General features: G+C 31.0%; 19 protein-coding genes. 3 read left to right on the top strand and 16 right to left on the bottom strand.

Annotation, left to right across the window (positions count from 1 at the left end):
- Positions 1–40: 40 nt before the first annotated feature.
- From iolD to CLPA_RS05280, 5 genes are all read right to left on the bottom strand, one after another.
- Positions 41–1,975, bottom strand: a complete 1,935-nt coding sequence (gene iolD / locus CLPA_RS05300; protein ID WP_003444535.1) for a 3D-(3,5/4)-trihydroxycyclohexane-1,2-dione acylhydrolase (decyclizing) — start codon at positions 1,973–1,975, stop codon at positions 41–43.
- Between the two features lie 41 nt (positions 1,976–2,016).
- Positions 2,017–2,805, bottom strand: coding sequence for a 5-deoxy-glucuronate isomerase (locus CLPA_RS05295; RefSeq protein ID WP_003444537.1), 789 nt, complete (start codon positions 2,803–2,805; stop codon positions 2,017–2,019).
- Positions 2,806–2,873: 68 nt separating this feature from the next.
- Positions 2,874–3,890 carry a 5-dehydro-2-deoxygluconokinase gene (gene iolC, locus CLPA_RS05290; RefSeq protein WP_003444539.1) on the bottom strand — a complete coding sequence of 339 codons (1,017 nt, stop codon included), beginning with the start codon at positions 3,888–3,890 and terminating at the stop codon, positions 2,874–2,876.
- Positions 3,891–3,903: 13 nt separating this feature from the next.
- On the bottom strand, positions 3,904–4,749 hold the full coding sequence (locus CLPA_RS05285) for a class II fructose-bisphosphate aldolase (protein ID WP_003444541.1): 846 nt from the start codon (positions 4,747–4,749) through the stop codon (positions 3,904–3,906).
- Between the two features lie 173 nt (positions 4,750–4,922).
- Positions 4,923–6,077, bottom strand: coding sequence for an iron-containing alcohol dehydrogenase (locus CLPA_RS05280; RefSeq protein ID WP_003444543.1), 1,155 nt, complete (start codon positions 6,075–6,077; stop codon positions 4,923–4,925).
- A gap of 752 nt (positions 6,078–6,829) precedes the next feature.
- Here CLPA_RS05280 and CLPA_RS05275 point away from each other — a divergent pair.
- Both CLPA_RS05275 and CLPA_RS21085 read left to right on the top strand, forming a co-directional pair.
- Complete coding sequence (locus CLPA_RS05275; protein WP_003444547.1) at positions 6,830–7,603, top strand: DeoR/GlpR family DNA-binding transcription regulator; 774 nt, start codon at positions 6,830–6,832, stop codon at positions 7,601–7,603.
- A 228-nt stretch (positions 7,604–7,831) separates the two neighbouring features.
- Positions 7,832–7,990 carry a hypothetical protein gene (locus CLPA_RS21085; protein WP_155760357.1) on the top strand — a complete coding sequence of 53 codons (159 nt, stop codon included), beginning with the start codon at positions 7,832–7,834 and terminating at the stop codon, positions 7,988–7,990.
- 186 nt (positions 7,991–8,176) lie between these two features.
- Here the strand turns inward: CLPA_RS21085 and CLPA_RS05270 are convergent, their stop codons facing one another.
- The 9 genes from CLPA_RS05270 to CLPA_RS05235 all read right to left on the bottom strand — a co-directional run bounded on the left by CLPA_RS05270 (position 8,177) and on the right by CLPA_RS05235 (position 18,425).
- The gene (locus tag CLPA_RS05270) at positions 8,177–9,268 is read right to left on the bottom strand and encodes a GerAB/ArcD/ProY family transporter (protein WP_003444549.1); all 1,092 of its coding nucleotides are present in this window, start codon (positions 9,266–9,268) and stop codon (positions 8,177–8,179) included.
- 87 nt (positions 9,269–9,355) lie between these two features.
- On the bottom strand, positions 9,356–9,520 hold the full coding sequence (locus CLPA_RS21080; protein WP_155760553.1) for a hypothetical protein: 165 nt from the start codon (positions 9,518–9,520) through the stop codon (positions 9,356–9,358).
- Between the two features lie 111 nt (positions 9,521–9,631).
- Positions 9,632–10,810 (bottom strand): Ger(x)C family spore germination protein, encoded by a 1,179-nt coding sequence (locus CLPA_RS05265; RefSeq protein WP_003444552.1) that lies wholly within the window; start codon positions 10,808–10,810, stop codon positions 9,632–9,634.
- Positions 10,811–10,840: 30 nt separating this feature from the next.
- The gene (locus tag CLPA_RS05260) at positions 10,841–12,445 is read right to left on the bottom strand and encodes a spore germination protein (RefSeq protein ID WP_003444553.1); all 1,605 of its coding nucleotides are present in this window, start codon (positions 12,443–12,445) and stop codon (positions 10,841–10,843) included.
- Positions 12,446–12,647: 202 nt separating this feature from the next.
- On the bottom strand, positions 12,648–12,866 hold the full coding sequence (locus CLPA_RS05255) for a GyrI-like domain-containing protein (protein WP_003444555.1): 219 nt from the start codon (positions 12,864–12,866) through the stop codon (positions 12,648–12,650).
- Entirely contained in the window at positions 12,844–14,997 is a 2,154-nt protein-coding gene (locus tag CLPA_RS20050) for a glycoside hydrolase family 68 protein (RefSeq protein WP_051803907.1), read from the bottom strand. Before CLPA_RS20050 ends, CLPA_RS05255 begins: the two co-directional genes overlap by 23 nt.
- Positions 14,998–15,134: 137 nt before the next feature.
- The gene (locus CLPA_RS05245) at positions 15,135–15,854 is read right to left on the bottom strand and encodes a DUF554 domain-containing protein (RefSeq protein ID WP_003444558.1); all 720 of its coding nucleotides are present in this window, start codon (positions 15,852–15,854) and stop codon (positions 15,135–15,137) included.
- A gap of 255 nt (positions 15,855–16,109) precedes the next feature.
- On the bottom strand, positions 16,110–17,546 hold the full coding sequence (locus tag CLPA_RS05240) for an MDR family MFS transporter (RefSeq protein WP_003444560.1): 1,437 nt from the start codon (positions 17,544–17,546) through the stop codon (positions 16,110–16,112).
- 12 nt (positions 17,547–17,558) lie between these two features.
- The gene (locus CLPA_RS05235; RefSeq protein WP_003444562.1) at positions 17,559–18,425 is read right to left on the bottom strand and encodes a TetR/AcrR family transcriptional regulator; all 867 of its coding nucleotides are present in this window, start codon (positions 18,423–18,425) and stop codon (positions 17,559–17,561) included.
- Positions 18,426–18,809: 384 nt separating this feature from the next.
- On the opposite strand from CLPA_RS05235, the gene CLPA_RS05230 reads away from it, so the two are divergent.
- On the top strand, positions 18,810–19,022 hold the full coding sequence (locus tag CLPA_RS05230; RefSeq protein WP_003444564.1) for a hypothetical protein: 213 nt from the start codon (positions 18,810–18,812) through the stop codon (positions 19,020–19,022).
- Between the two features lie 20 nt (positions 19,023–19,042).
- Here the strand turns inward: CLPA_RS05230 and CLPA_RS05225 are convergent, their stop codons facing one another.
- Together CLPA_RS05225 and CLPA_RS05220 are read right to left on the bottom strand one after the other, a co-directional pair.
- Positions 19,043–20,185 (bottom strand): CheR family methyltransferase, encoded by a 1,143-nt coding sequence (locus CLPA_RS05225; protein WP_003444566.1) that lies wholly within the window; start codon positions 20,183–20,185, stop codon positions 19,043–19,045.
- Between the two features lie 18 nt (positions 20,186–20,203).
- Positions 20,204–23,407 (bottom strand): response regulator, encoded by a 3,204-nt coding sequence (locus CLPA_RS05220; RefSeq protein ID WP_003444568.1) that lies wholly within the window; start codon positions 23,405–23,407, stop codon positions 20,204–20,206.
- Positions 23,408–23,438: the final 31 nt, after the last annotated feature.

Here is a 23,438-nt window from a genome sequence, read left to right as displayed (position 1 = left end):
TAATAATTATAAATTTTATTTTTTTAATACTTAAACAAATTTAATACTGTCTTGCTTTTGAAAGGTTTTCTTTCATTGAGTCATATGCCTTTTGTATTGATTCTTTATTAGATACCTCAGCAACACCTACATGCCACCAAGATTCATAACCATTAGTCATTGTTTTTGGTAATATCTTTATATCAATAAGAGTAGATGCAGTTTGATTTTTAGCATCAGCTAACGCTTCTCTCAATTCTTTTATATTTTTAACACTATAGGTTTTAACACCATATCCTTCTGCTGATTTAGCAAAATCTATAGGTATATATTCCCCGTCTAAATGGCCGGTTTCCTCATTTCTTCTTCTAAATTCTGTCCCAAAACTTCCCATTCCATTACTCATTTGGAGGTTGTTAATACAGCCAAATCCACAATTATCAAATAACAGTACGTTTATTTTTTTATGTTCCTGAACAGAACTTATAAGTTCTGAGTGAAGCATCATATAACTGCCATCACCAGTCATAGCATAAACTTCCTTATCTGGCTCAGCCAATTTTACTCCCAAGGCTCCAGATACTTCATAACCCATACAGGAATATCCATATTCCATATGATAACTGTATTTTTCATTGGAACGCCACAGTCTTTGAAGATCTCCTGGAAGGCTTCCAGATGCACCCACTATGACATAATCCTTTTGAAGAAATTTATTTATTTCTCCAATTACTGTAGTCTGAGGCATTGCTTCATTATATAAATCATAAAGTTCTTTAGCACTATCATCATTATGTCCTGCAACTTCTGGTTTAAAATCCTTATCATTAAATTCAATAGCATAGAGTCTTTTTACTTCTTGTTCCCACCTATCTTTAGCCTCTTCTATTTCAGAGGTGTATCCACTTTTATATCCTTTTAAATGAAGATTTTCGTATAGTGCCTTCAAAGAAACTTTAGCATCACCCACAATCTTTACTGCATCCATTTTTTCTGCATTATATCTTGATGCGTTTATTGTTAAAAATTCAACTTCACTATTTCTAAACTGACCTTTTGATCCTGAAGTAAAGTCTGTAAATCTGGTACCTACTCCTATTATAAGATCTGCATCACTGGCAATGAGATTGGCGGCTAGATTTCCAGTAACTCCAACTCCTCCAAGATTCAATAAAAATGTACTTTCCAATGCACTTTTTCCTGCCTGAGTTTCACATATAGGTATGTTGAATTCCTGTGCAAATTTCTTTAATTCTTCTCCAGCTTCTGAATACTTTGCACCACCGCCGCAGATAATAAGAGGCTTTTTCTTTTTTAGAATAAGTTCAACGGCATCATTTATTTCCTCTTTTGTGCCACATCTTCTCTCTATTCTGTGAACCCTTTTTTGGAAAAAATATTCCGGGAAATCATAAGCTTCTCCCTGTACATCCTGAGGAAGAGCTATACAAACAGCTCCCGTATCCCCTTCATTAGTGAGCACTCTCATGGCATTTAGCATAGCACTCATAAGCTGTTCTGGTCTTACCACTCTGTCCCAATATTTACACACCGGTTTAAAAGCGTCATTAGTGGTTACTGCTGCACTATAAGTTTGCTCTATTTGCTGAAGTACAGGATCTGGCTGCCTTGTAGAAAAGGTATCTCCTGGAAGAAGCAATACTGGTATGTTATTAGCTGTGGCAGTAGCTGCTGCTGTTATCATATTTGCTGCTCCAGGTCCTACTGAAGAAGTGCAGGCATATATTTTTTTCCTTCTGCTTTGTTTTGCAAAAGCTATTGCTGCCTGAGCCATTCCCTGTTCATTTCTTCCTTGATGCACCTTTAAATTTCCTGGATTTTCCTCAAGAGCCTGACCAAGTCCAAGTACATTACCATGACCAAATATGGCGAAAACTCCTTCTACAAAAAAACTCTCTTTTCCATCAACACTAATATATTGGCTGTTCAAAAATTTAACTAAGGCTTGTGCTGTTGTCAATTTTACAGTACTCATAATTCTATCCTCCTAACTTTGTTAATGATCTATCTTATTAATTATTTTTCTGGCCATATTTTTACATCTTTCTCCCAAAGCCATTTATGTTCTGGTACATCTATTCTATCTACCCAAGGATTATTTTCAAGGTGTCTTATCATCCAGCAATAGTACATAGCATATCCTGGGGCAGAACTTTGTGGATGCACAAGTCCCCCTGGTATAGTTGCAAAACTATTATCTGATATTTTATAGGCATCATCTCCAATAAGGCATAATCCAAGTCCCTGTGGTTTATTAAACTTATAATAATAAACTTCTGGCTGTGGATGATGATGTGGAGGATAACTGGACCATTTACCTGGATAAGTTATAACTTCTCCCATTACCATGTTGGAATAAGGAGCATTTTTGTAATCAAATACTGTTCTTACCACTCTTCTGGCAGTACCATTCCAAGTTCCTTCTCCAAATATGTCACTTTGACAATCTTCTGGTGCATAAAATTTTGCAGTAAAACTTTCCTTATTACCAGTACACTGAATAATGAGTTCACTTTCTTCTTCTGCTTCTATAGTAACCTTTGTAGCCTTTGGTACATGAAGACACCAAGGATCTTCATCAAATACAGATTTTCTCTGCATTATTTCACTATTATTTAACCAAGTTATTTTAACCTTTCCAGTTAAAATAAGCACCGCTATCTCTTTATTTTTCTCATTATACTCTTTATGTTCACCCTGTTTTAATTTATCAATAGAAATATCCATAAGCATTTCTTTATTTTCGCCATTAATTTTACATAAAACGTTTTCACCATAATTTATCCCATCTAAATTATGAACCATTTTCATTACCTCCATAAATCTTAAGTTAGATCTAATAGTAACTATAAAGTGTACTTTTTATTTAATTGTTATAGTCTAGCTACCATTTGACCATATTTTTCCTTACTATCTTTTATAAATTTTTTTATATCTTCAGATTTAGGCATAGCATCTGAACAGCTGTGGCTTGCAACTAACATTGCTGCTGAAGCACTTCCAAATTCAAGAGCATCTATTACATCCCAGCCTTCTAATATTCCATATATAAAAGCAGAACCATAAGCATCTCCACCACCAAAAGATTTCAGTAGCTTAACGGGGAAAGGTTTTATATTAAAACTATTGCCGTCTTCTGTATAAGCTGTAGAGCCTTCTTTTCCATGTTTAATAACCACAATTTTATTTCCATAGCCAAGCCATCTATCTGCAGTTTCTCTATCAGTACTGCTGTCCACCATTAAACTCTCCATAAGATCAAATTCTTCTCTAGAGCCTATAATTAAATCACTATTCTTACCAACTATTGAATAATATATAGCTATCTCATCTTTATTCTTCCAATTATAAGCTCTATAATCTACATCAAAAATCACTACAGTGTTGTTCTTTTTAGCATAGGTCATAGCTTTTAATACAGCTTCTCTTGAGGGACTTTCTGCAAGGGCAGTTCCTGAAATTATAATTGACTTAGCACTTTTTATATACTCTTCATCTATTTCGCTAACATTTAAATTTAAATCAGCTACTCCAGTTCTATACATTAATATGCTGCTCTCCGTAGGGCTTAAAATTTCAGTAAAGGTAAGTCCCAGTGATTCTCCTTCTTTCCCTCTGCAAATCTGAGAAACATCAATTCCTTCATTTTTAAAATAATCTACAACAAAATCTCCAAATCTATCATCTGAAACCTTACCTATAAAACCAACTTTTTTACCAAGTCTTGCAAGTCCTACTGCAGTATTAGCAGGCGACCCCCCTACATATTTTTTAAAAGTAGTACTTTCAGCTAAAGTTCTGTTTATATCTACAGGATTAAAATCTATAGCCACTCTTCCTATAGGTATAACATCTAATTTTCTGCTGTTATCAAATTCGATATATTTCATAACTACACCCCCATTACATTTTATCATTGCTTCCAAATATTTCAATATGATTTTTTACATTATTGTAGGCTCCTTCAATTTCTGTATCATGCAATTCAAAATAGTTTACTTTTTTATTTAATTCATAAAGTCTTCTTACATTTTCCTCTACAGAATTAAAGGTTGCTGTAGCTACGTTTATTTTTCTTATGCCAAGAGTTATAGTCTTCTTAAAATCTTCTGCACTTATACCTGATCCACCATGAAGTACCAATGGCACATCTATAGCCCTGTTTACATTATCCAGTACCTGAAAGTTTAATTTAGGTTCTCCTACATATACTCCATGGGCATTCCCTATAGCTACTGCCAGTGCATCCACCTTAGTTTCTTCATAAAATTTTTTAGCTTCCTTTTCATCAGTATAAGCTACAGCAATATTTTCTGTATTATCCTCACTGCCTCCAACTCTTCCTATTTCTGCTTCTACAGATGCTCCATATTTATTTGCCTCTTTCACCACTTGCTGTGTAATACTTATATTACCTTCAATATTATTTTTAGAACCATCTATCATTACGGAAGTAAATCCAATTTTTAAAGCTTCTTCTATCTTCTCCAAAGTAATGCCATGATCAAAATGTACTGCTACGGGAACTTTTGCATTTTTAGCTGCTTCTATCATAAGAGGACCTATTAAATGCAATGGAGAATGATTTAGCCTAACCTCTGCAATCTGTAATATAGCTGGAGACTTTAATTCCTCTGCAGCTTTTATAGCTCCAATTATCATTTCCATATTTGCTATACTAAAAGCACCTACTGCATATCTGCCTTCTTTTGCTCGAAGTAATAATTCTCTTAATCTTACTAATGCCATATATCTCACCTGCCTCTTTTATTTTTGATATCGTTTTCAAATTCTTTTCTATTATACTACTTATGTCTAATTCAATAATAAGATATTGATAATACAAATATTTTATAGAGATACTTTAAAAAACATAAATTTATATTTAAACTTAGATATATTTATTTTAAATAACAGAATAGTTATTTCCATAAAGCTTTATATATGTCTTTTATATCCTCACTGCTTGGAATTCTCATAGTATTTTGTGGACTTCCACTAGCTAAGGCATCTTCCGTCATCTTATCTAAATTTTTGAAGAAGAGGCCTTTGTTTACTCCAAATTCTTCCAAGGTTTGTATATCAAGACTCTTACAAAGTTTCTCCACTTCACCTACAAAAACTTTTCCTGCCTGGATATAACTCATCCCCTCTTTATAACCCCCTATCTCACTAGCTAAATCACAAAATTTTTCTGGAGCACCTAAAAGTGCAAATTTTAAACATTCACTGAGCAGCATGGCATTAGACAATCCATGGGGTACATGATAAAGTGCTCCTATGGGTCTACTCATTCCATGTACTATTGTTACAGAAGCATTATTAAAAGCTATTCCAGCTTCTAAAGCTGCTATAGATAATTCCGTCCTTGCTGTCATGTCATCTCCATTTTTATAGGCTCTCAATAAATTTTTAAATATACGCTTTACTGCTGAAAGTGCAAAAATATTTGACATGGGCTGAGCTTTTCTTGAAGTATAAGACTCTATAGCATGAGTTAATGCATCAATACCTGTTGCCGCTGTTACTTTAGGTGGTGCTGTTGAAGTAAATACCGGATCTACAATTGCTATAGTTGACATTAGATTAGGTCCTTTTAGAAGCATTTTAATATTTTTTTCTGTATCCGCTATTATTGTAAACTGAGTTGCTTCAGAACCAGTTCCTGCAGTAGTTGGAATGGTAACTAATGGTGGTGGATCATTGGGTATCACCTTACCCAAATAATCAGTTATTTTTCCTGTATTCGTTATCATAGCACCTATAGCTTTCATAGTGTCAATAGGACTTCCTCCACCAACAGCTATTAAAAAATTACAATTATCATTTTTATAAATTTCAATTCCTTCACTAACCATTTTATCCGTTGGTTCACTATTTACCTTACTATAAATTTCGTAATTAACTGAAATTGAATCTAATAAATCTGTTAATCTTTTTACACTGCCAAGTTTCACCATCATATCATCTGTAACAATTAATGCTTTTTTACCAAGTTTTTTTATATTGTCTGAGGCAAGATTTAATGCATCTTTACCTGTAAATATATATTTAGGTATTACAAACAAATTAGCCATGAATTACCCCCCTTTATTTTTAAATCTTTATATTTTATTATGTCATGGTTATATTATATATATATGAAACCAATATTGTCAATACTTTCTCAAAATTTTATATATTTTTGAGTATGTTATGATTTTTATTAGTTATCAACTATTATTTATCAGTTTTATTATCACTTTATGGTTATATTATAATAACCTACTTTCCCTATTGTCAATATATTTTTGAATTTTTTACATATTTTTAAGTTCTTTAATACTTCTTATATAATGTATTAATATAAATTATAAAATATACTTATAAATTTATATTTAAGTAAAGAATTATAAAGCATATACAATAATTATTATTTAATATAGCTATAACCTCACACATTTATGAGTATATTCTGATTATATTTATATATTTTTATTAAATATATATCATTTTTAGATAATGTCATAATATAATATTATCATTATATGTAAAATTATTAGTTAACTATATACAATATATAAATTGTCTTTATAATAAAAATGCTTATTAATTTTAATACTTTTATATAATATTTAAAGTCATACGTGTAGTAAACGTTTTAATGAGTGAATTTACACTTTTCATCTGTATTAAAATTTTATAATTATTTATTAAATAGTTATAATTTTTAGATACTTTCTGACCTTATATATTATAATATTTATTTTTTTTATAATTTTATATATAATATTATTAATGAATAGTAAATAGTTTAGATACTTACTATAAGGAAAGGACCTTTGATAATATGAAATCTAATAGAATTAAAAATTTAGAAGAATATATATTAAAACATGAATCTGTTTCTCTAGATCATCTTTGTGAAGTATTTAGTATATCAAAAAATACTTTACGTCGTGATATAAATGAGCTTGCAAAAAAGGGAACTATAAAAAAAGTTTATGGTGGCGTTGAAGCAAGTGAAACTTCTAAGAAAAATCTTAATAATTTAATATCTTTTGAGGAAAGAAATATTAAAAATAATAATGAGAAAATAAGAATTGCCAAATTTGCTGCTTCTTTTGTAGAAGATGGAGATATAATTTTTATAGATTCCGGAACTACTACTCTTCACATAATTGAATTTCTTAAAGATAGAAAAGATGTAACTATACTTACAAATAATATAAATGCTATTGTAAATGCCTTACCATCTCCCAATTTAAATGTAATATGCCTTGGAGGAAATCTTATAAGAAAAACAAATTCCTTTGAAGGAATACACAACTTTACTACCTTTAAAGATTATAACATAAATAAAGCCTTTATGGCTGCAACAGGAGTCTCCATATTAAACGGTGCTACAAATTCTTCCCCTTTAGAATATGAAATAAAAAAAAGTATAGTTAATAAAAGTGATGAAGTATATCTGTTAGTTAATTCATCTAAATTTAACGTTTCAGCTCTTATGACTTATTGTTCCTTAAAAGAAATAGATCATTTTATAACAGATTCAGAGCCTCCAAAAGAATATGTGGAATATTTTAATGAAAATAATATAAAATTCACTGTAGCAGAATAATCTTTAGAAATAATTGCATTAATAATATATTTTATATAAATAAAAGAATTTTTAAATGTAAATGTTTATACAAACGTTACCTTAAAAAAAATTCTTTAAATACTACATTTTTTTGTATTTGATTATATGTTATTTAAGTATTATAAATAATATATAGATAGATAAACTAAATTGATAGGTAAATTTATTTATCTATAACAATTATAAATTTTAATGGGGGTAAAAATTATGTTTAAAAATATAATTAATAAATTAAAATTATGGAAATATGAAAGAGATGGAGAATTTTATATTAAAATAACTGGAAAACAATCTGAATATTATAATAATTTGATAAAAGAATTAAAAGCTAATATGTATAAAGCTAATTCTGGTAAAGTTGCTTAATATAATTAATGTTAATATCCTCTCTGCTTTAATTTAAAATAAATGATAAAAATTTTAATTTTAATTATAAAGACAGTAATGTCTTTTTTTGTATAATGAAACATTACTGATTTCACCATAACTAATCTCAGCCTAATTTCTTGCAATAGTTATGTAATATAATTAATATTTAGACATATATCCTATCTACATCACTTTATATTTTTTTGTACGTATAAAACTGACAATGAACAATATAAAGGGTAATGCTACAAATAAGGGCGTGGATAAATTATATGGAAAATATTTTACAGCAACTTCTATATGTTCTGATATATTGGGTGACATTATAATTCCCCAACATAGTGATATAATTGATACTGGTAAAATAAATATTATGCTGTTTTTAACAGGAGTTATCTGCTGAATGCCCCTAACAGCTGCAAACATATATAAAGACATTCTGAAAAACACATTAGTTAATAAATACAGTACTCCTATAGCATCTAGATTAGTGATAAATTGCCCCACACTTATTTGCTGAATTAAAGTATATAGAGGATAAAGACTATTTTTAAATATACTGCTGCCTAAAGCAGCTACTGCCAATACATCAAATATTGTAAGAAAAAATCCAAAGGTAAAAATCCCCATTAGTGTAGTCTTTAAAATTTTCTTTGGCTTTTCCACTAAAGGCCAAATCATAGCAAGCTCTATACCTTCACTAAAAGAAAGAATACCTGTTGGCCACACTCCCTTTGCAATTGTATGCCATCCCTCTCCTGCAATAGGCATTAATCTACTAAAATCCATAATTTTAGAACCATAGAGAAAAATCATTTCTATTATAACTAAGCTTACAAGAAGATAAAAGGCTATTTGTGCCACTCTTGCAATAACTTCTATACCCGAATATACAGAATATATTATTAAAAGCATAAATATACTTAAAAATACTAAACTAGAAGTCTTAGGTAATATGGTAATAGATATGAGAAACTTTAAATCTCCTACTTCTCGAGATATTTGATACACTATTAACACAATATACATCCACGAAATAATTGAACCTATACATTTTCCAAAATACTTGGGCCACCATTGTATTAAACTTAATCCAGGATTCATGTGCATTATTGATACATATAATAAAACAAGTAAAGCCCCTACACAAGTAGATATTAATGATGAAATCCAAGCATCTCTTCCTGCCACTGCTCCAAATCCAAATACAATATTAGTACCTGTCTGAAAAAAAACTGTCAATATGTAAAGTTGGTAATTAGAAATACGTTCCATAAACAATCCCTTCATTTCAGTAATTTTGTTATCAATTATTAATTTTCTATTTTCAAAATGTCAACTCTGCATTTTTTATTTAAATTACTAATGGTTATGACTTTTTTCTTTAATCCAAGTAATAATAGCTAGAACAATGCTTACTACAATGATAAATACAATTAATGCAAAAGGATATTTTTTTAAGACATGAATCTGCCAGGGGAATAAAAATTCTTTCATTTTTGTATCTCCATTCTTAATACTTACCAAATTTATTTTTCATTTTCAATATAGGGATAAAAAACCTACAGTATTTTATTTCATGATTACATCCCTTTGGCAATATATGTGGTTCACATTAGACAGCACTAACTCCTAACCTTATTCAGAATCGGGAATAAATCTTTTACCTTGAAGTCCCACGTTAGGTATTTCAACATTACATATAACTTTTACTTTTAACTTTGTGAACTCCTCATCCCACCTGCAACTATAATAATCATTCCACTGTTTAGGATATTTTCTATATACAGCTGTGCCAAATCCCAATACATCAGATTTTAAATCCTTCTGTAATTTTAAAAGAGCTACATTAATTGTTTCATTAAACTTTTGCTCCAATTTTTGTTGAAGTAAAGCCACTTCAGCAGCATCACTTAAATCTAACCCTGAGGAATTTTCATCCACATAGCCTTTGGCTTTGATTTTGGCTTCTATCTCTAATTGATCGCCTCTAATTATTGGAGTAATTTTAGTCTCTGAATTTATTATTTTCATACCTATTACCCCACCTTTTTTATCTTTAACATGGGCTATCATTCCAGGTTCAACCTCATTTCTAAGTACTAATGCTCCTCTGGCCTCTCTTTCATCTAAGCATCCAACCATTTTATATTTATGCATCACAGCAGCTCCATCTATACCTGAACTTTTAACGGTATTATTATCACTTACGTCTAAAGGCATAAGTGAAATTTTGGGTAATATAGCCTCCTGACCTTCTTCAGTAACCATATTTATCAACTCTCTAAAATCGATCTTAAACTCACTTCCAGTTTCCTGCTGTTTAACGAACTTTTCAACAATATCTCTTTCCAATTCTGATTGCATACTTAAAACTTTAACTGCTGGACTTTGTGTGACAAACACATAAAGTCCTAAATGAGATTCTGAGTTCCTGGAAATAAAGTCCATAACATTTAATATGCCATCTTTTGCAAGATTTTCTCCTATAAAAACAGCTCCCATTTGAGAGAAAAATAGTCTTCTGGATAATTTCTTTTCAATCTTTCTATAAGCATCCATTATGCCATAGCCTTTTTCCGATACTAAAGTAGTTGACTCTTGTCTAGGAGAACCTCCAGATAATAATCCACCAAAATTTGCAGCTCTAGTAACCGGAATAAGCACTGAAAGCATAATTTCATCATTTTCCGTTGTATCTAGTGCCATACCAGATATAATCGCTATATCAGATACTTCGGTACTATCAAACTTACAGCCAGTATTTGTTAACTGTATAATTATAATAATTATCAATAAAAATCTTTTCTTTTTCATAAAATCCCTTCTCCCTTCTTATAGTTAATTCTAATTATTGTATTTGGAAGAATTGGATCTTGAATTTTTCTTCATACGTTTGGAATTTTTATTTTCTACAAAATCCGGTCTAAAAGTCATAGTCCACCAAGGTGATCTTACAAAGGAATCTTTCAAATCACGTAATTTTAAAGGAGCTATTGGAGATAAAAATGGAATTCCAAAAGAACGAAGTTTTGCCATATGAATCAATGTAAAAAAAGTTCCAATAAATATTCCATATAGCCCTAAGACTGAAGCAAGAAACAGCATAGGAAATCTAAGTATACGAACACTTGCTACCAAACTCTGCCTAGGTATAACAAAAGTTGAAATTCCAGTAACAGTAACTACAACAACTGTTGAAGCTGACACAATACCGGCCTGTATAGCCGCCTGACCTATAGCTAAGCCTCCAACAATACTCACCGTCTGACCTGCTATTCTTGGAAGTCGGGTACTTGCTTCCTGAAGTCCCTCAAAAAAAATCTGCATAATAAAGAGTTCAACAAAGGATGGAAAAGGAACACCTTCCCTTGAAGCTGCAATGGTAAGCAGCAGTGGCCTTGGTATCATACCCTGATGAAAGGATACAAGTGCAATATAGAAACCTGGTAAAAATATACTCATAAATAAAAATATATAACGCATGATACTAAGAAGAGAAGATAAAATATATCTGTCATAATAATCTTCAGTAGCTTTCATGGTATCAATAAAAGTTCCTGGAGCCAATAATGCCATAGGCGTACCATCTACTATAATGCCCACATGTCCTTCACTAAGATTTGATGCAAATCTGTCAGGCCTTTCTGTAACTCCAAATTGAGAAAAAATAGAGAAACGATCATCTTCAATTATCTCTTCAATCATTGCACTGCCATGCATTACATCTACATCTATTTCGGATATTCTCTTTTTCACTTCTTGAATCAAAGTATCTTTGGCAACTCCCTCTATATAAAGTATTGAAACACTTGTTTTTGACAAACGTCCGTAACTTGAAGTATCTACTTTTAACTTAGGAGTTTTAAGTCTTCTTCTCACTAATATTATATTAGTACTTAAATTCTCAGTAAATCCTTCTCTTGGTCCCCTTACTATTGCTTCAACTCTCGGTTCTTCTACACTTCTTTTATCAAACTTTTTTAAATCAATAATTAGGGGATGTTTTTCTCCATCTATTAACAATGCACAGTTTCCTGAAACCACATTATCTACTGTATCCTGAATATTATTACTTGTATTTACACTTGATACTGTAATTATCTGACTTTGTATGAAGTTTGCCATTTCACTTATAAAGATATTTCTATCCCTTATAAGTTCACCTCTATAATTTATCAAGGGCTGTAATACATTTGTATCAATTGAATTAGTATCTACAAATCCATCTATAAAAATCAGTACAGCTTTTCTAATATTACCGAATTGAAATTCCCTATATATTATATCTGTAGAACCGCCAAGAATCTCCTTCAATTGCTGAAGATCACTGTCTATGTTCCCACTGAAATTTTGATTTTGTGAATATTTATTATCCGAGGAAATATTATTATTAACATTTTGGGATGATGCTGTGGATTTATCATAAAACTCGTCTATATTTGTTCCCATTTCATTTCCCTCCATGTATAAAACACATTATTCTTTATCATTTAATGTAATATAAATCTTCAGACTTAGTTTTCCTTATATGTTCATTTTTATTCTATAATAGTTCAATAAAAATTATTGAACTGTAATAAGGAAAGTATTATAAAAGCTGATAAGCAGGAGCTTGAATTTCAGTTAGATAATTTTTAGAATTTTTTTCGTACTACGGTCCCTTATGATAAATAGCTCTTGTAGGTCCATTCATTTCATATTTATTAGCTGCCATCCATACACCAAGTGCATGGTATGTTGAACCCATTTCATCAAAAGGTCCTTTATGAAAAATAACTGCTGACTTTGTCAGCAGCCTTAGGACATCTAAATAGAAAAGCTTTTTCTTAGCATAAAGATTCAAATCATTATTTGAAATTTTTGCAGCCACAGGGTTTATTACCGAGATTTGGATTTCTATAATTATTGCCGTTTCCACTGTATTGACTGTCATTGATAGGACCATCGTATTGATTGTTGACATATCTGTCATTCCGATTGTCGTCGTATCTGTCATCCTGATTACTATCATATCCATCATCTTGATTGCCATCATATCCATCGTCTCGATTGTCACCGTATCCATCATCTCGATTGTCATCATATCCATCATCTCGATTGTCATCATATCCATCATCTCGATTGTCATCATATCCATCATCTCGATTGTCATCATATCCATCATCTCGATTGTCATCATATCCATCATCTCGATTGTCACCATATCCATTATCTCGATTGTCACCGTATCCATTATCTCGATTGTCATCATATCTATTACCGTTATATCTATCATTTTGATAGCGTCGATTACAGTCATGATGGTTGTCATTGTGTCCATCTTGGTGCTTATTATTATCATCACATGAATCATGACGATTGTTACAACGACATGGATCATTTTTACAATGATCTTTTTTGCAAATTCTGCGTGGACGATTATCACAGTTTTGGCCAGTAACCTCATTGCGAGTTCTAATGCACTTTGGACTTTCAGTTTGAGATAACATAACCAAACCAAACTCCAATTCATTGACAATACTAGTCGTAGCCGGTCCGGTAACCTCCAACTGCAATGTAGGGGCAAGCGTACCTCCAAAGTGTGCAAATTGGAATTCAGATGGAAGAAGTCCAACATCCTGAATAGGAATACCCTGCAGGTTAAAGTTATCTATAAAGCTTATAACGGACAAATCAGGAAGAACAAACCAAGAATAAGCTTGGAAAGGCTCTTGCGGCGGGTTAGCTATGACAAGACCACTTTGATTCAGCGGAATATAGTTACCTCGAAGCGAACTTGCTACAAATCCATATAAACCATCCGGTCCTGGTCCTGTTTTTAATCCTGGAGCAAATGTGAACTCATGACTGTCCGTAAATAATAGGTAACGTCCGTTATGCACTATTAGATGAGGACGTTCTGTCTGTTGGTTTGTACAAGTTGCCTCAAGCAATGCAGGAAGAAGTGTCCATTCGGTAAAATCTCTGTTTCGAAGAAGTGCAATTCCAATATTACCGGTAAATGCTCTAGCTTCCGGAGGAACACCTGGACCACAATCAATGTCCTCCACGGTACCTGCAACATTACCTTCAAATAGCAAGTATTCACAACCAGTTGCCGGATCTTTAAAGAAATACGGATCACGGAAAGCGTAAATAATACCGCCAGCACCTTGGGATTGTTCCAAAGTCTGATACAAAACACCATCTGGTTCAAGGATAATTTGATGAGGTGACCAGTTGTCAAAAATAACTCCATTCAAATCGGAGAAAACTTCACCTGTAGTATAGGCAAGACGCTGCTCGAAGGTTATTGTATTTTCTCCCCTTCTTCCTACCGCTGTATAAAAGAAGTGAATTCTGTCATCCTCCACAAATGCGGAACCTGCCCACTCACGAGTACCTAAAGATGCACCCTCTGGGAATACAGCTCCTCCCTCAATCCAGTCAAGGCCATTTCTCGAATAGAAGTAATCTATTCTAGCAACGTCATGACGCTTTCCTGGCAATACGCTTCGTGGAGCAGTCAATGCAAAAATAACTCTCCATCCACCAGGAAGAACTGCTATAGAGCCGTCTCTTGTAGTCAAAGGCCACGTATCCCAAATCCATACGTCAGGAGAAGTTCGAACAAACGGGTCAGGAATTTCAATAACTGGGGCCGTATTGTTTGGTGTAAGTCTGATTAATTCTGCTTGTTCACGTGTCCAACTGGATGGAGTGGCATTCACATGCTCACGTAAGCAGCGTCTGTAATCTTTGCAAGGATCGTAGCAACAAAAATCTTCAATGTTTTTTTCACTAAAATTACGGAATGAAGTTATCTGTTGGCCTGCTCCCACAGCACTTGGGAAGTTTCGGTTAGGTCCTCCACCTACAATAATGGATTCCTGCTTTCCTTCTCCATTAGGACCTTGAACAGGGAAGCTTTGACGACAAGCTCTTGATTTAGCATAATTTCTATTGTTACCCTTGTTATCTCTTCTGCCACCTCTATTTGAAGAATTTTGATAATAAGACATTTATTGAACCCCTTCCAATTTTTATTTTGGACTTCTTGAAGCCCTCTAACATACTATGAAGGAAGTATATAATTGGTGTACAATAAATAGTCTGGGAATTTGAATTATTTTTTATCTATCTATTATAAAAAAATAGTTTATTTTACAAAGTTGGTCCACAAATGTGATATTGGCATCACTATTACAAGCGCAGGTAACATATTTGCAATTGGAAAGGCCTTTATACCACTTATGCGAAAACCTGTTGCAAGCATTATAATGCCGCCACAAGCAGTAAAATCTGCAACCATTGCTGGTGTAGTCATTGGCAGTATAAGTGCTGCACTTAAAAACAAACCTATCAATATAATAAACTGCGGAATGCAAATAGTTAAAACTATGTATCCAAGAGCTGTTGCAAAAATTGCTGCTGTGAAAAAATCAAGGAAGGATTTTGCTATTAATACCGAATGATCGCCAGTCATGCCTTCATTTAATGCACCAAAGATACCTGTCCCACTGGCACAAAATAAAACCACTATACCAACAAACTTTTCCATAAATTCTTTTTGATTATCTATATTTCCCTTACTAGAAAATATTCTTTCAACTGGTTTACGCACACGTTCTGCACACCACTCAATTCCCTTTTCAAGCTTAATTAGTTCACCTATGGCACTTCCAAGAATTAAGGCTAATATTACTGCAGGCATTGTATGCATTTTCATTATCAAATTTATTCCCATGGCCATTGATGCTGCTCCAAAAGTAAGGGGTAATGCTTTGCGTACTCGTTCTGGAATTTTATCTCCTAAAAATGCTCCAATTAGGCCTCCCAAAAGTACTGAAAGGGCATTAATTATAACTCCAATCGGCATTAATTTTTCCTCCAATCTATTTGTTTATCATAAGTATAACTGCATCGATATTTAGAACTACATTGCAAAAAATTTATTTATTATTATACTGGTATAATTATACTACACTTTAGAAAAACATAAAAAATTATATCAAATATCTATTTTAAAATATGGAAAAGCAGAGCGAATCGCCCTGCTCTATTTATTAACTTCATTTCCACACAAATAATCCATATTGAGAATTCACCTAAACTTGCTGTTACATTTCAATTACTATCCTACTTTTATTTCTTCTACTACCTCTTTAGCTTCTTTATTTTTATTCTCCTGCTTCAATGCAAAAATCAACACTAATCCTGCACAAGCTAAAATAGCAGCACCTAGAAATGCAGCATCCATTCCAGTTACCATAGCATTAAGGGGATTTTTAGAAGCACTATTTTTAGCTGCATTTGTCATTACAGTTATTAGGACAGCTGTACCAATTGAAGCAGCCACCTGACGGAAAGTATTATTTACAGCTGTAGCATGTGCTATTAGGTTACTTGGCAGAGCATTAATACCAGCAGTTATAAGCGGCATCATTACCATTGATATTCCAGCCATACGTATTGCATATACAATTATAATAAAAGTCAGTGATGTATTTAAATCTAAAAAGGCAAAGAAAAAAGTAGTGACAGTTAAAATTAAAAATCCTATAATCCCTATAAGTTTTGCACCAATCTTATCAAATATTACTCCAGTTATAGGTGACATAGCTCCCATTACAATAGCTCCCGGAAGAAGCATTAATCCAGAATGGAAAGCTGTTATATTACGCAAATTTTGTGTGTACATAGGCAATATGGTTTCTAATCCCATCATTGATGCAAATGAAATCATACCCAAAATAGTTGTTATAGTAAAAGTTCTGTTTTTAAATACTCTTAATTCAAGCAACGGACGCTCCTGCTTAAGCTGTCTAAGTACAAATAACAACATACTTATTAATCCAACTAAAATGGCTGCAATTACCCATTTATCAGACCAACCATTTGAACCAGCAGTACTGAAACCATATAATATTCCTCCAAAGCCTAAAGAAGATAATATAACTGATAAAATATCTAATTTAATTTTCCTTTGTTCAGTTACATTTTTAAGTATAAATATTGCTATAATTACATCGATTATAGCAATAGGCAAAATGATGTAAAATAAATAATGCCAAGAAAACCTATCTACAATCCATCCGCTTAAAGTAGGTCCTATAGCTGGTGCAAAAGCAATTACAAGCCCCATCATCCCCATAGCTGTCCCACGTTTTTCCTTTGGAAATATAACAAGAAATACAGTCTGCATAAGCGGCATAATACCTCCAGCACCAACAGCTTGCAATATACGTGCAATCAATAAAACTGAAAAATTTGGTGCTAAAGCTGCTACTAAAGTTCCTATAACAAAAATGCCCATAAATGACATAAATAATGTTCTGGTTGAATATTTTTCAATAAGAAAAGCTGTTACAGGAATAAATATACCATTTACCAGCATAAATGCTGTAGTGAGCCACTGAACTTTATCTGCTGTAATATTGAAACTTCTCATAATATGAGGTAAAGCCGTCACAAGTAAAGTCTGATTTAAAATTGTAACAAATGCTCCAATAATAAATACAATAACAATGGCATTACGATTAGTTACCTTTAAAGATGTTGTATTATCCATTAAAATTCTCCTTTATAATAATGTTCTTAATTTAATAACTATTGGTTTAAGACTATCCAACTGATTTAAGTATCCAAGCAAAGCATCTATCAGATAATTAGCTTTTGTCTCTTTTAAAATTTCTTCATTAAGATGGTAAAAGGCTGATAATAATTCACTTTTTTGGTTATCATTCCTTGAAATATTTTTCAATATACTCTCCATATCTGATAAACATTTTTCAATCAATCCTTCTCTTGAAATATTTTCACTCTCTGAATAATTAAATTTAATATTCATGTTCTCTTTGTTTAATAGAGCTGGTCTATTTTTCTTATCATTAATAATAATATCTAAAATTTTCTTTACTTCATCGACAATTTCTATAGAAGTTATTATAGCGGTACCATCTATTATTAATTGAGTAAAAGAACCTATAATACCAAGCAGCATAAAAGTTAAATCCAGTACAATATTTTCAATATCTTCTCCATAATATTGAAGTAAAATATTTTTATTCAGATTAATAAGTTTAAATCTAACAAATTCTATATGCTCCTTTATATCTTTACATTCATTAGAAGTTGAAGTAAACATAAGCATTTTAGAGAGTTCTTTGTTTTCTTTATAGGATTCAATTTCATATAGAATTTTTGCCCTGAACTTTTCTTCATCACTTATATTATTTTTTAAATCTATGCTAGAAGCTTGATAAATCATTTTATGGAGATTGTATTTAATGAGCTCTCTTAATAATTCATTTTTTGATACAAATAGTTTATAAATAGATGCCTTTGATATATTTCCAGCTTCAGCTATAGACTGCATAGATACATTGTTATATCCATATTGTGAAAAACGCTCCTTTGCTATTAAGAGAATCTTTATCCTTTTATCCATAGTACTCTCCTTTGTACAAAACCCTTTGGTTTTTTTAAAACCCATAAGTTTACCATATTATTATAAATCATATTTACTAATAATATCAATAGAATTTTTTATTTTTTAAAAACAAATATAAATTTTTTATAACTTGATACTTAATACAATTTATCTTAAAATTAATCCATAATTTTTTAAAGCTCTTATTTAATTATGCCTTTATTTTAAGACAATATTTAGTATTTGCAAACAATCTATTATCTGTACTGAAAGAGTATATTTCATCATCAATGAGCAATAAAATATTGTGAAACAATCTATAGAAAAAATTATCATAATTTTGTAATATTAAATATTATAAATAATATATACATTTATTTTTAACAGGTAAGGAATGATGAAATGAGTTCAGAAATACATTTTTGTGCAATATGTGGAAGTAGTTATGCAGTAGAGGATCATCATATAATGTTTAAAAGTGAAATAAAGCATTTAGAAAAATGTCCCTATAATCATATTTATCTATGTCCAAAACATCATAGAGATCCCAAAGAAGGGGTCCATTTTAATGCAGAGTTAGATAAAAAATTAAAAGAGAATTTTTTAAAATATTAAGATGGTGAGATATACTTGGTTTACTTATTACTTTTACGATATATTTTATTTTTTTCACTATACTTATAAAAATATCTATGTCCATTATTTTTTTGTATTCCTTCACTTTTACCCAATACTAAAAATCCATTATCATCTAAAGAATTATAAAAATTCTTTAAAACTTTTTCCTGTAGGCTATCATTAAAATAGATAAAAACATTCCTACACAGTATTAAGTTGAACTCATTTAGCCTTCCCTCACTTAATAAACTGTGCTGAAAAAACAATATATTTTTTTTCAAATTCTCTTTGATCTTAATATAGCTCTTATTGATATCAAAGTATTCAATAAAATTTTTCTCACCCTCAGCTTTTCTATAATTACTTATAGCTTTCTCTAAATTAGAAATAGAATATAGACCATTTCTTGCTTCTTCAATAACATAGGGATTGATATCTGTAGCATAAATTTGAGTTTTACTAAGCATATTTGCCTCTTTTAGTATTATAGCTAATGAATATACTTCTTTACCTATTGAACAGCCTGCACACCATATCTTAACATGACTATAGGAATTTAAATAGGGTAGTATTTTATTTTTAATCATGCTAAATACTTCATGATCTCTAAAGAATTCTGTAGTATTTATAGAAAGATCTAAAAACAAGTCATGAAAAATTTCTTGATTATTCAGTACTTGTTCTCTAAATGTATTAAAATCACTTATTCTGCCTCTAATCATAGATATATTTATTCTTCGCATAATACTGTCTATTTGATATTCTGTATAATCATAGCCATAAGCCTTGTTTATATTTCGTAAAAAGTCATAAACTTCTTCCTTGCTTGGCTTTTCTTTTTCACAGGATAAATTATAATCAGTTTTTTTAAAAGCTAAAGTTTCAGTTATATAACTACACTTTATCCCCAAACATTGTAAATATGAGAACAAATATCGTTTTAAAACAAAGATATTGCACTTATTATCTTCTTGTAAAATGGTAATTCTTTCTATAATATTTTTAGGAATTACATTAGCACCTAAAAAAGTTATGTGAAATTTTTTATTTTCTAATGTACTTATAACATCTTCTAACTCATCTATTTCATTATTATTTTCCAATTCTCCAATTACTGTTATGTATATTTTATTATTGTTACAATTAGTTCTAATAGTCAAATTTTCCTCCATAATTTATCAATCTTTGCTAATCCAAGCTTTTATTAATGTTATTAGCACATCATAATCAATAGGCTTGGAAATATAGTCATTTGCACCAGCAGCTATGCATTTTTCCTTGTCACCTTTTAGTGACTTTGCTGTTATGGCTATGATAGGTATATTTTTGAATTTGCTTGAACTTCGTATTTTTTTAATGGCTTCATATCCATTCATAATCGGCATCATTATGTCCATTAAAATTAAATCTGCAGACTGGCTTTCAAGTTCTCTTAGAGCTTCTTCTCCATTGTCAGCTTCAACAATTTCTGCACCAAAATCTTCTAATGCAGCTGCAAGTACAAATATATTACGCGGGTCATCATCTACAATGAGTATTTTTTTATTATCTAAATTTAGTGCCGTATTCTTATTAATTTTAGAGGTCATAATACTTCTATAATCTTCTTCATTATTAACTTTATGAAGTATTAAAGTCAGTTCATCTAGCAATCTTTCATCTGAGTTTGCAGTTTTAACAATTATTCTGTCCGTATATAATTTTATCTCTTTTTCCTGTTCAGGCGATATATCCATACCCGTATAGATAATAACAGGAACATATGTATTTTTTAATTTCAATAGTTCATTAATTTCTTTTAGCAAATCAATTCCATCTATATCAGGAAGTCCTAAATCCAATAAAATACCACTAATTTTATATTCTTCTATAAGTTTTAGTGCCTTTGCTCCACTGTCGGATACTAATGTGGCAAAACCTATACCTTCAGATATAGATTTTATTGACTGGATTAATTGCTTATCATCTTCCACTATAAGCAGCTTTTTCGTCTTTGTATTTTTTATTTGTTCTTCAATTATTTCTTCTTTATTTTTATCCTCTAGACTTGTAGTAACAGCTGCTTCCAATTTTGTGGAGGTCTCTTCTGAAAGTGTCAAAGGCAAATATAAATAAAAGGTGCTTCCCATCTCAGGTTCACTGGTTACTTTTATTTTACCCTTCATAAGTTCACAAAGTCTGCTGCTTATGGATAATCCAAGACCTGTTCCCCCATATTTTCTTGAGATAGAGCCATCCCCTTGATGAAATTCTTCGAAAATTATATCTAATTTTTCTTTAGATATACCTATTCCTGTATCAGATACAGAAAATATTAGATTATTCTCATCTCTATTATCCCGCACTATTTTTAGCTTTACAGTTCCCCTATCTGTAAATTTAAAAGCATTAGACAAAAAATTTCTAACTATTTGAGAAATTTTGTCTCTATCACCATAAAAATTGTTTTTAAATTGATCTTCCAATATAAACTGAATATTTTTCTCCTTGGCTGTTACCTCAAAAATATCTTTAAGTTCTTTTATAAGCTCTTCTGTATTGAAATAATCATAATTAAGATCTATTTTACCAGCTTCAATTTTTGATAGATCCAAAATATTATTTATTAAACGAAGAAGATGCTGTCCTGAGTTATATATAACTTTAAACTTTTCCTGTGTAGAATTTTCAAACTTCTCTTTTCCATTTCTAATTAAAAGATTAGATAATAATATAATTGAATTAAGAGGAGTCCTAAGTTCATGAGAAATATTCGCCAAAAATTGAGACTTATATTTATTTGCATTTTCTAAATCTTTAGTACGCATTAAAATCTCTTCTTTAGATTTTTCTAATTCCTCATTTTTCATGCTTAGAATTCTCGACTGCTCCTCTATTTGAAGTTGATGTTCCTCAAGCTGAGTATTAGTTTGCTGCAATTCCTCACTTTGCTGCTGAAGTATTTGCTGCTGTTCTTCCAGTTGTGAATTAGTTTGTTGAAGTTCTTCAGATTGAATCTGGAGCTGCCTTTGTTTTTCTTCCAATTCTACATTTGCATTTTTAAGTTCTCTTGATATTTTGTGAGCTTCTCTTTCTGACTTTTCACTCATTTCCAAAAGCTGTTTAATTCTTTCATTTTGAAGAGCAGAATGAAGATTCGCAGCAATAACGTTACATACTTCTTCTAAAAAATTCTTTTTTAAATCATCAAAATATTCAAAAGAAGACAATTCAATAACCCCATAGAGTTCATCTTCATGAATCAATGGGAAAGCATATACATTAAGAGGTGGCCCAAAGGTAGTTGATGTACAAACTGCCGCTTCTGACTCTTTAACTTTTTTTAAATGTATAGGTTTCCTCTCTAAAGCTACTTGCCCTATAATTCCTTCTCCAACTTCATATACATTAGACAGCCTGTCTCTTTCTGTGAAAGCAAAGGAAGACTTTAAAATAAGTTTATTATCTGAATCTTTATATATATAAAAAGTTCCATTTCCAGCATCTAAATGTCTGGACAAAAAATTAATAATATTCTGTGTTAATTCTTTTACAGAAAGGCTGCCAGTCATTTCATCCTTTAAAGCATTCTGGGTATTATTGATCCATAATTTAGTTTTTAACTTATGTATCAATAAATTATAATTTTTAGCCATTTCTGATATCTCATCATTTTGGTCCATTTCATATTCTTCAAAAGTCCCAGAATGTGAAATGTTAATCATATGGTCTTTCAAGCTGTTAATAGGAACTAAAATGCTTTTAATTATCAATATAAATAGTGCTAATAGTACACTTGTTAAAATTGCCAAAGTTAAGAATAAAGTTATCTTTTCAGAAGACTGCAGTGCATTTGATTGTTGAACTAAATTTCTTTGATCTATTAAAGAATTAGCATATATATTATCAAGATCCAGCTCAAGCTCGCTTACAAAATCTGAATGTATTCCCTTGGATATATTTATCGCATCCTGTTTCTTCCCTTCTTGAACATATTTTATAATTTTATCTCTCTGAGGCTTAGCCCATTTAGAAAGAACATTATTAGCATCTTGCAAATTTCTTTTAGTATCAGAATCATCAGAGTTTTCTCCTATAGTATCCAAATTTTTTTGAAGGTCATTTTCATATTGGCTAACTTTATTTATACCTTCTTGAATTTCATTACTATCTGATGCTAAAATAACATCATTTATGGCACTGTTAATTTTAACCAAATTTACTTTTGCATTTACGGTAGCATCGGAAACTTTTGATGATTGATTATAAAGCTTATTAGTTACTTTCACTAGATTATTAAATTCAATCAAAGCAAAAATACCGAATCCAATAAATGTCACAATACAAACAAAAAACAATATTAGAAATCTTTGCTTTATACTATAGTTTTTAAATATATTCATAAACTCCTCCTAAAAGTATATGTACTAAAGT

The organism is Clostridium pasteurianum DSM 525 = ATCC 6013 (assembly GCF_000807255.1).
Lineage (GTDB): Bacteria > Bacillota > Clostridia > Clostridiales > Clostridiaceae > Clostridium_I > Clostridium_I pasteurianum.
This window is presented reverse-complemented; position numbering and strand designations above follow the sequence as displayed.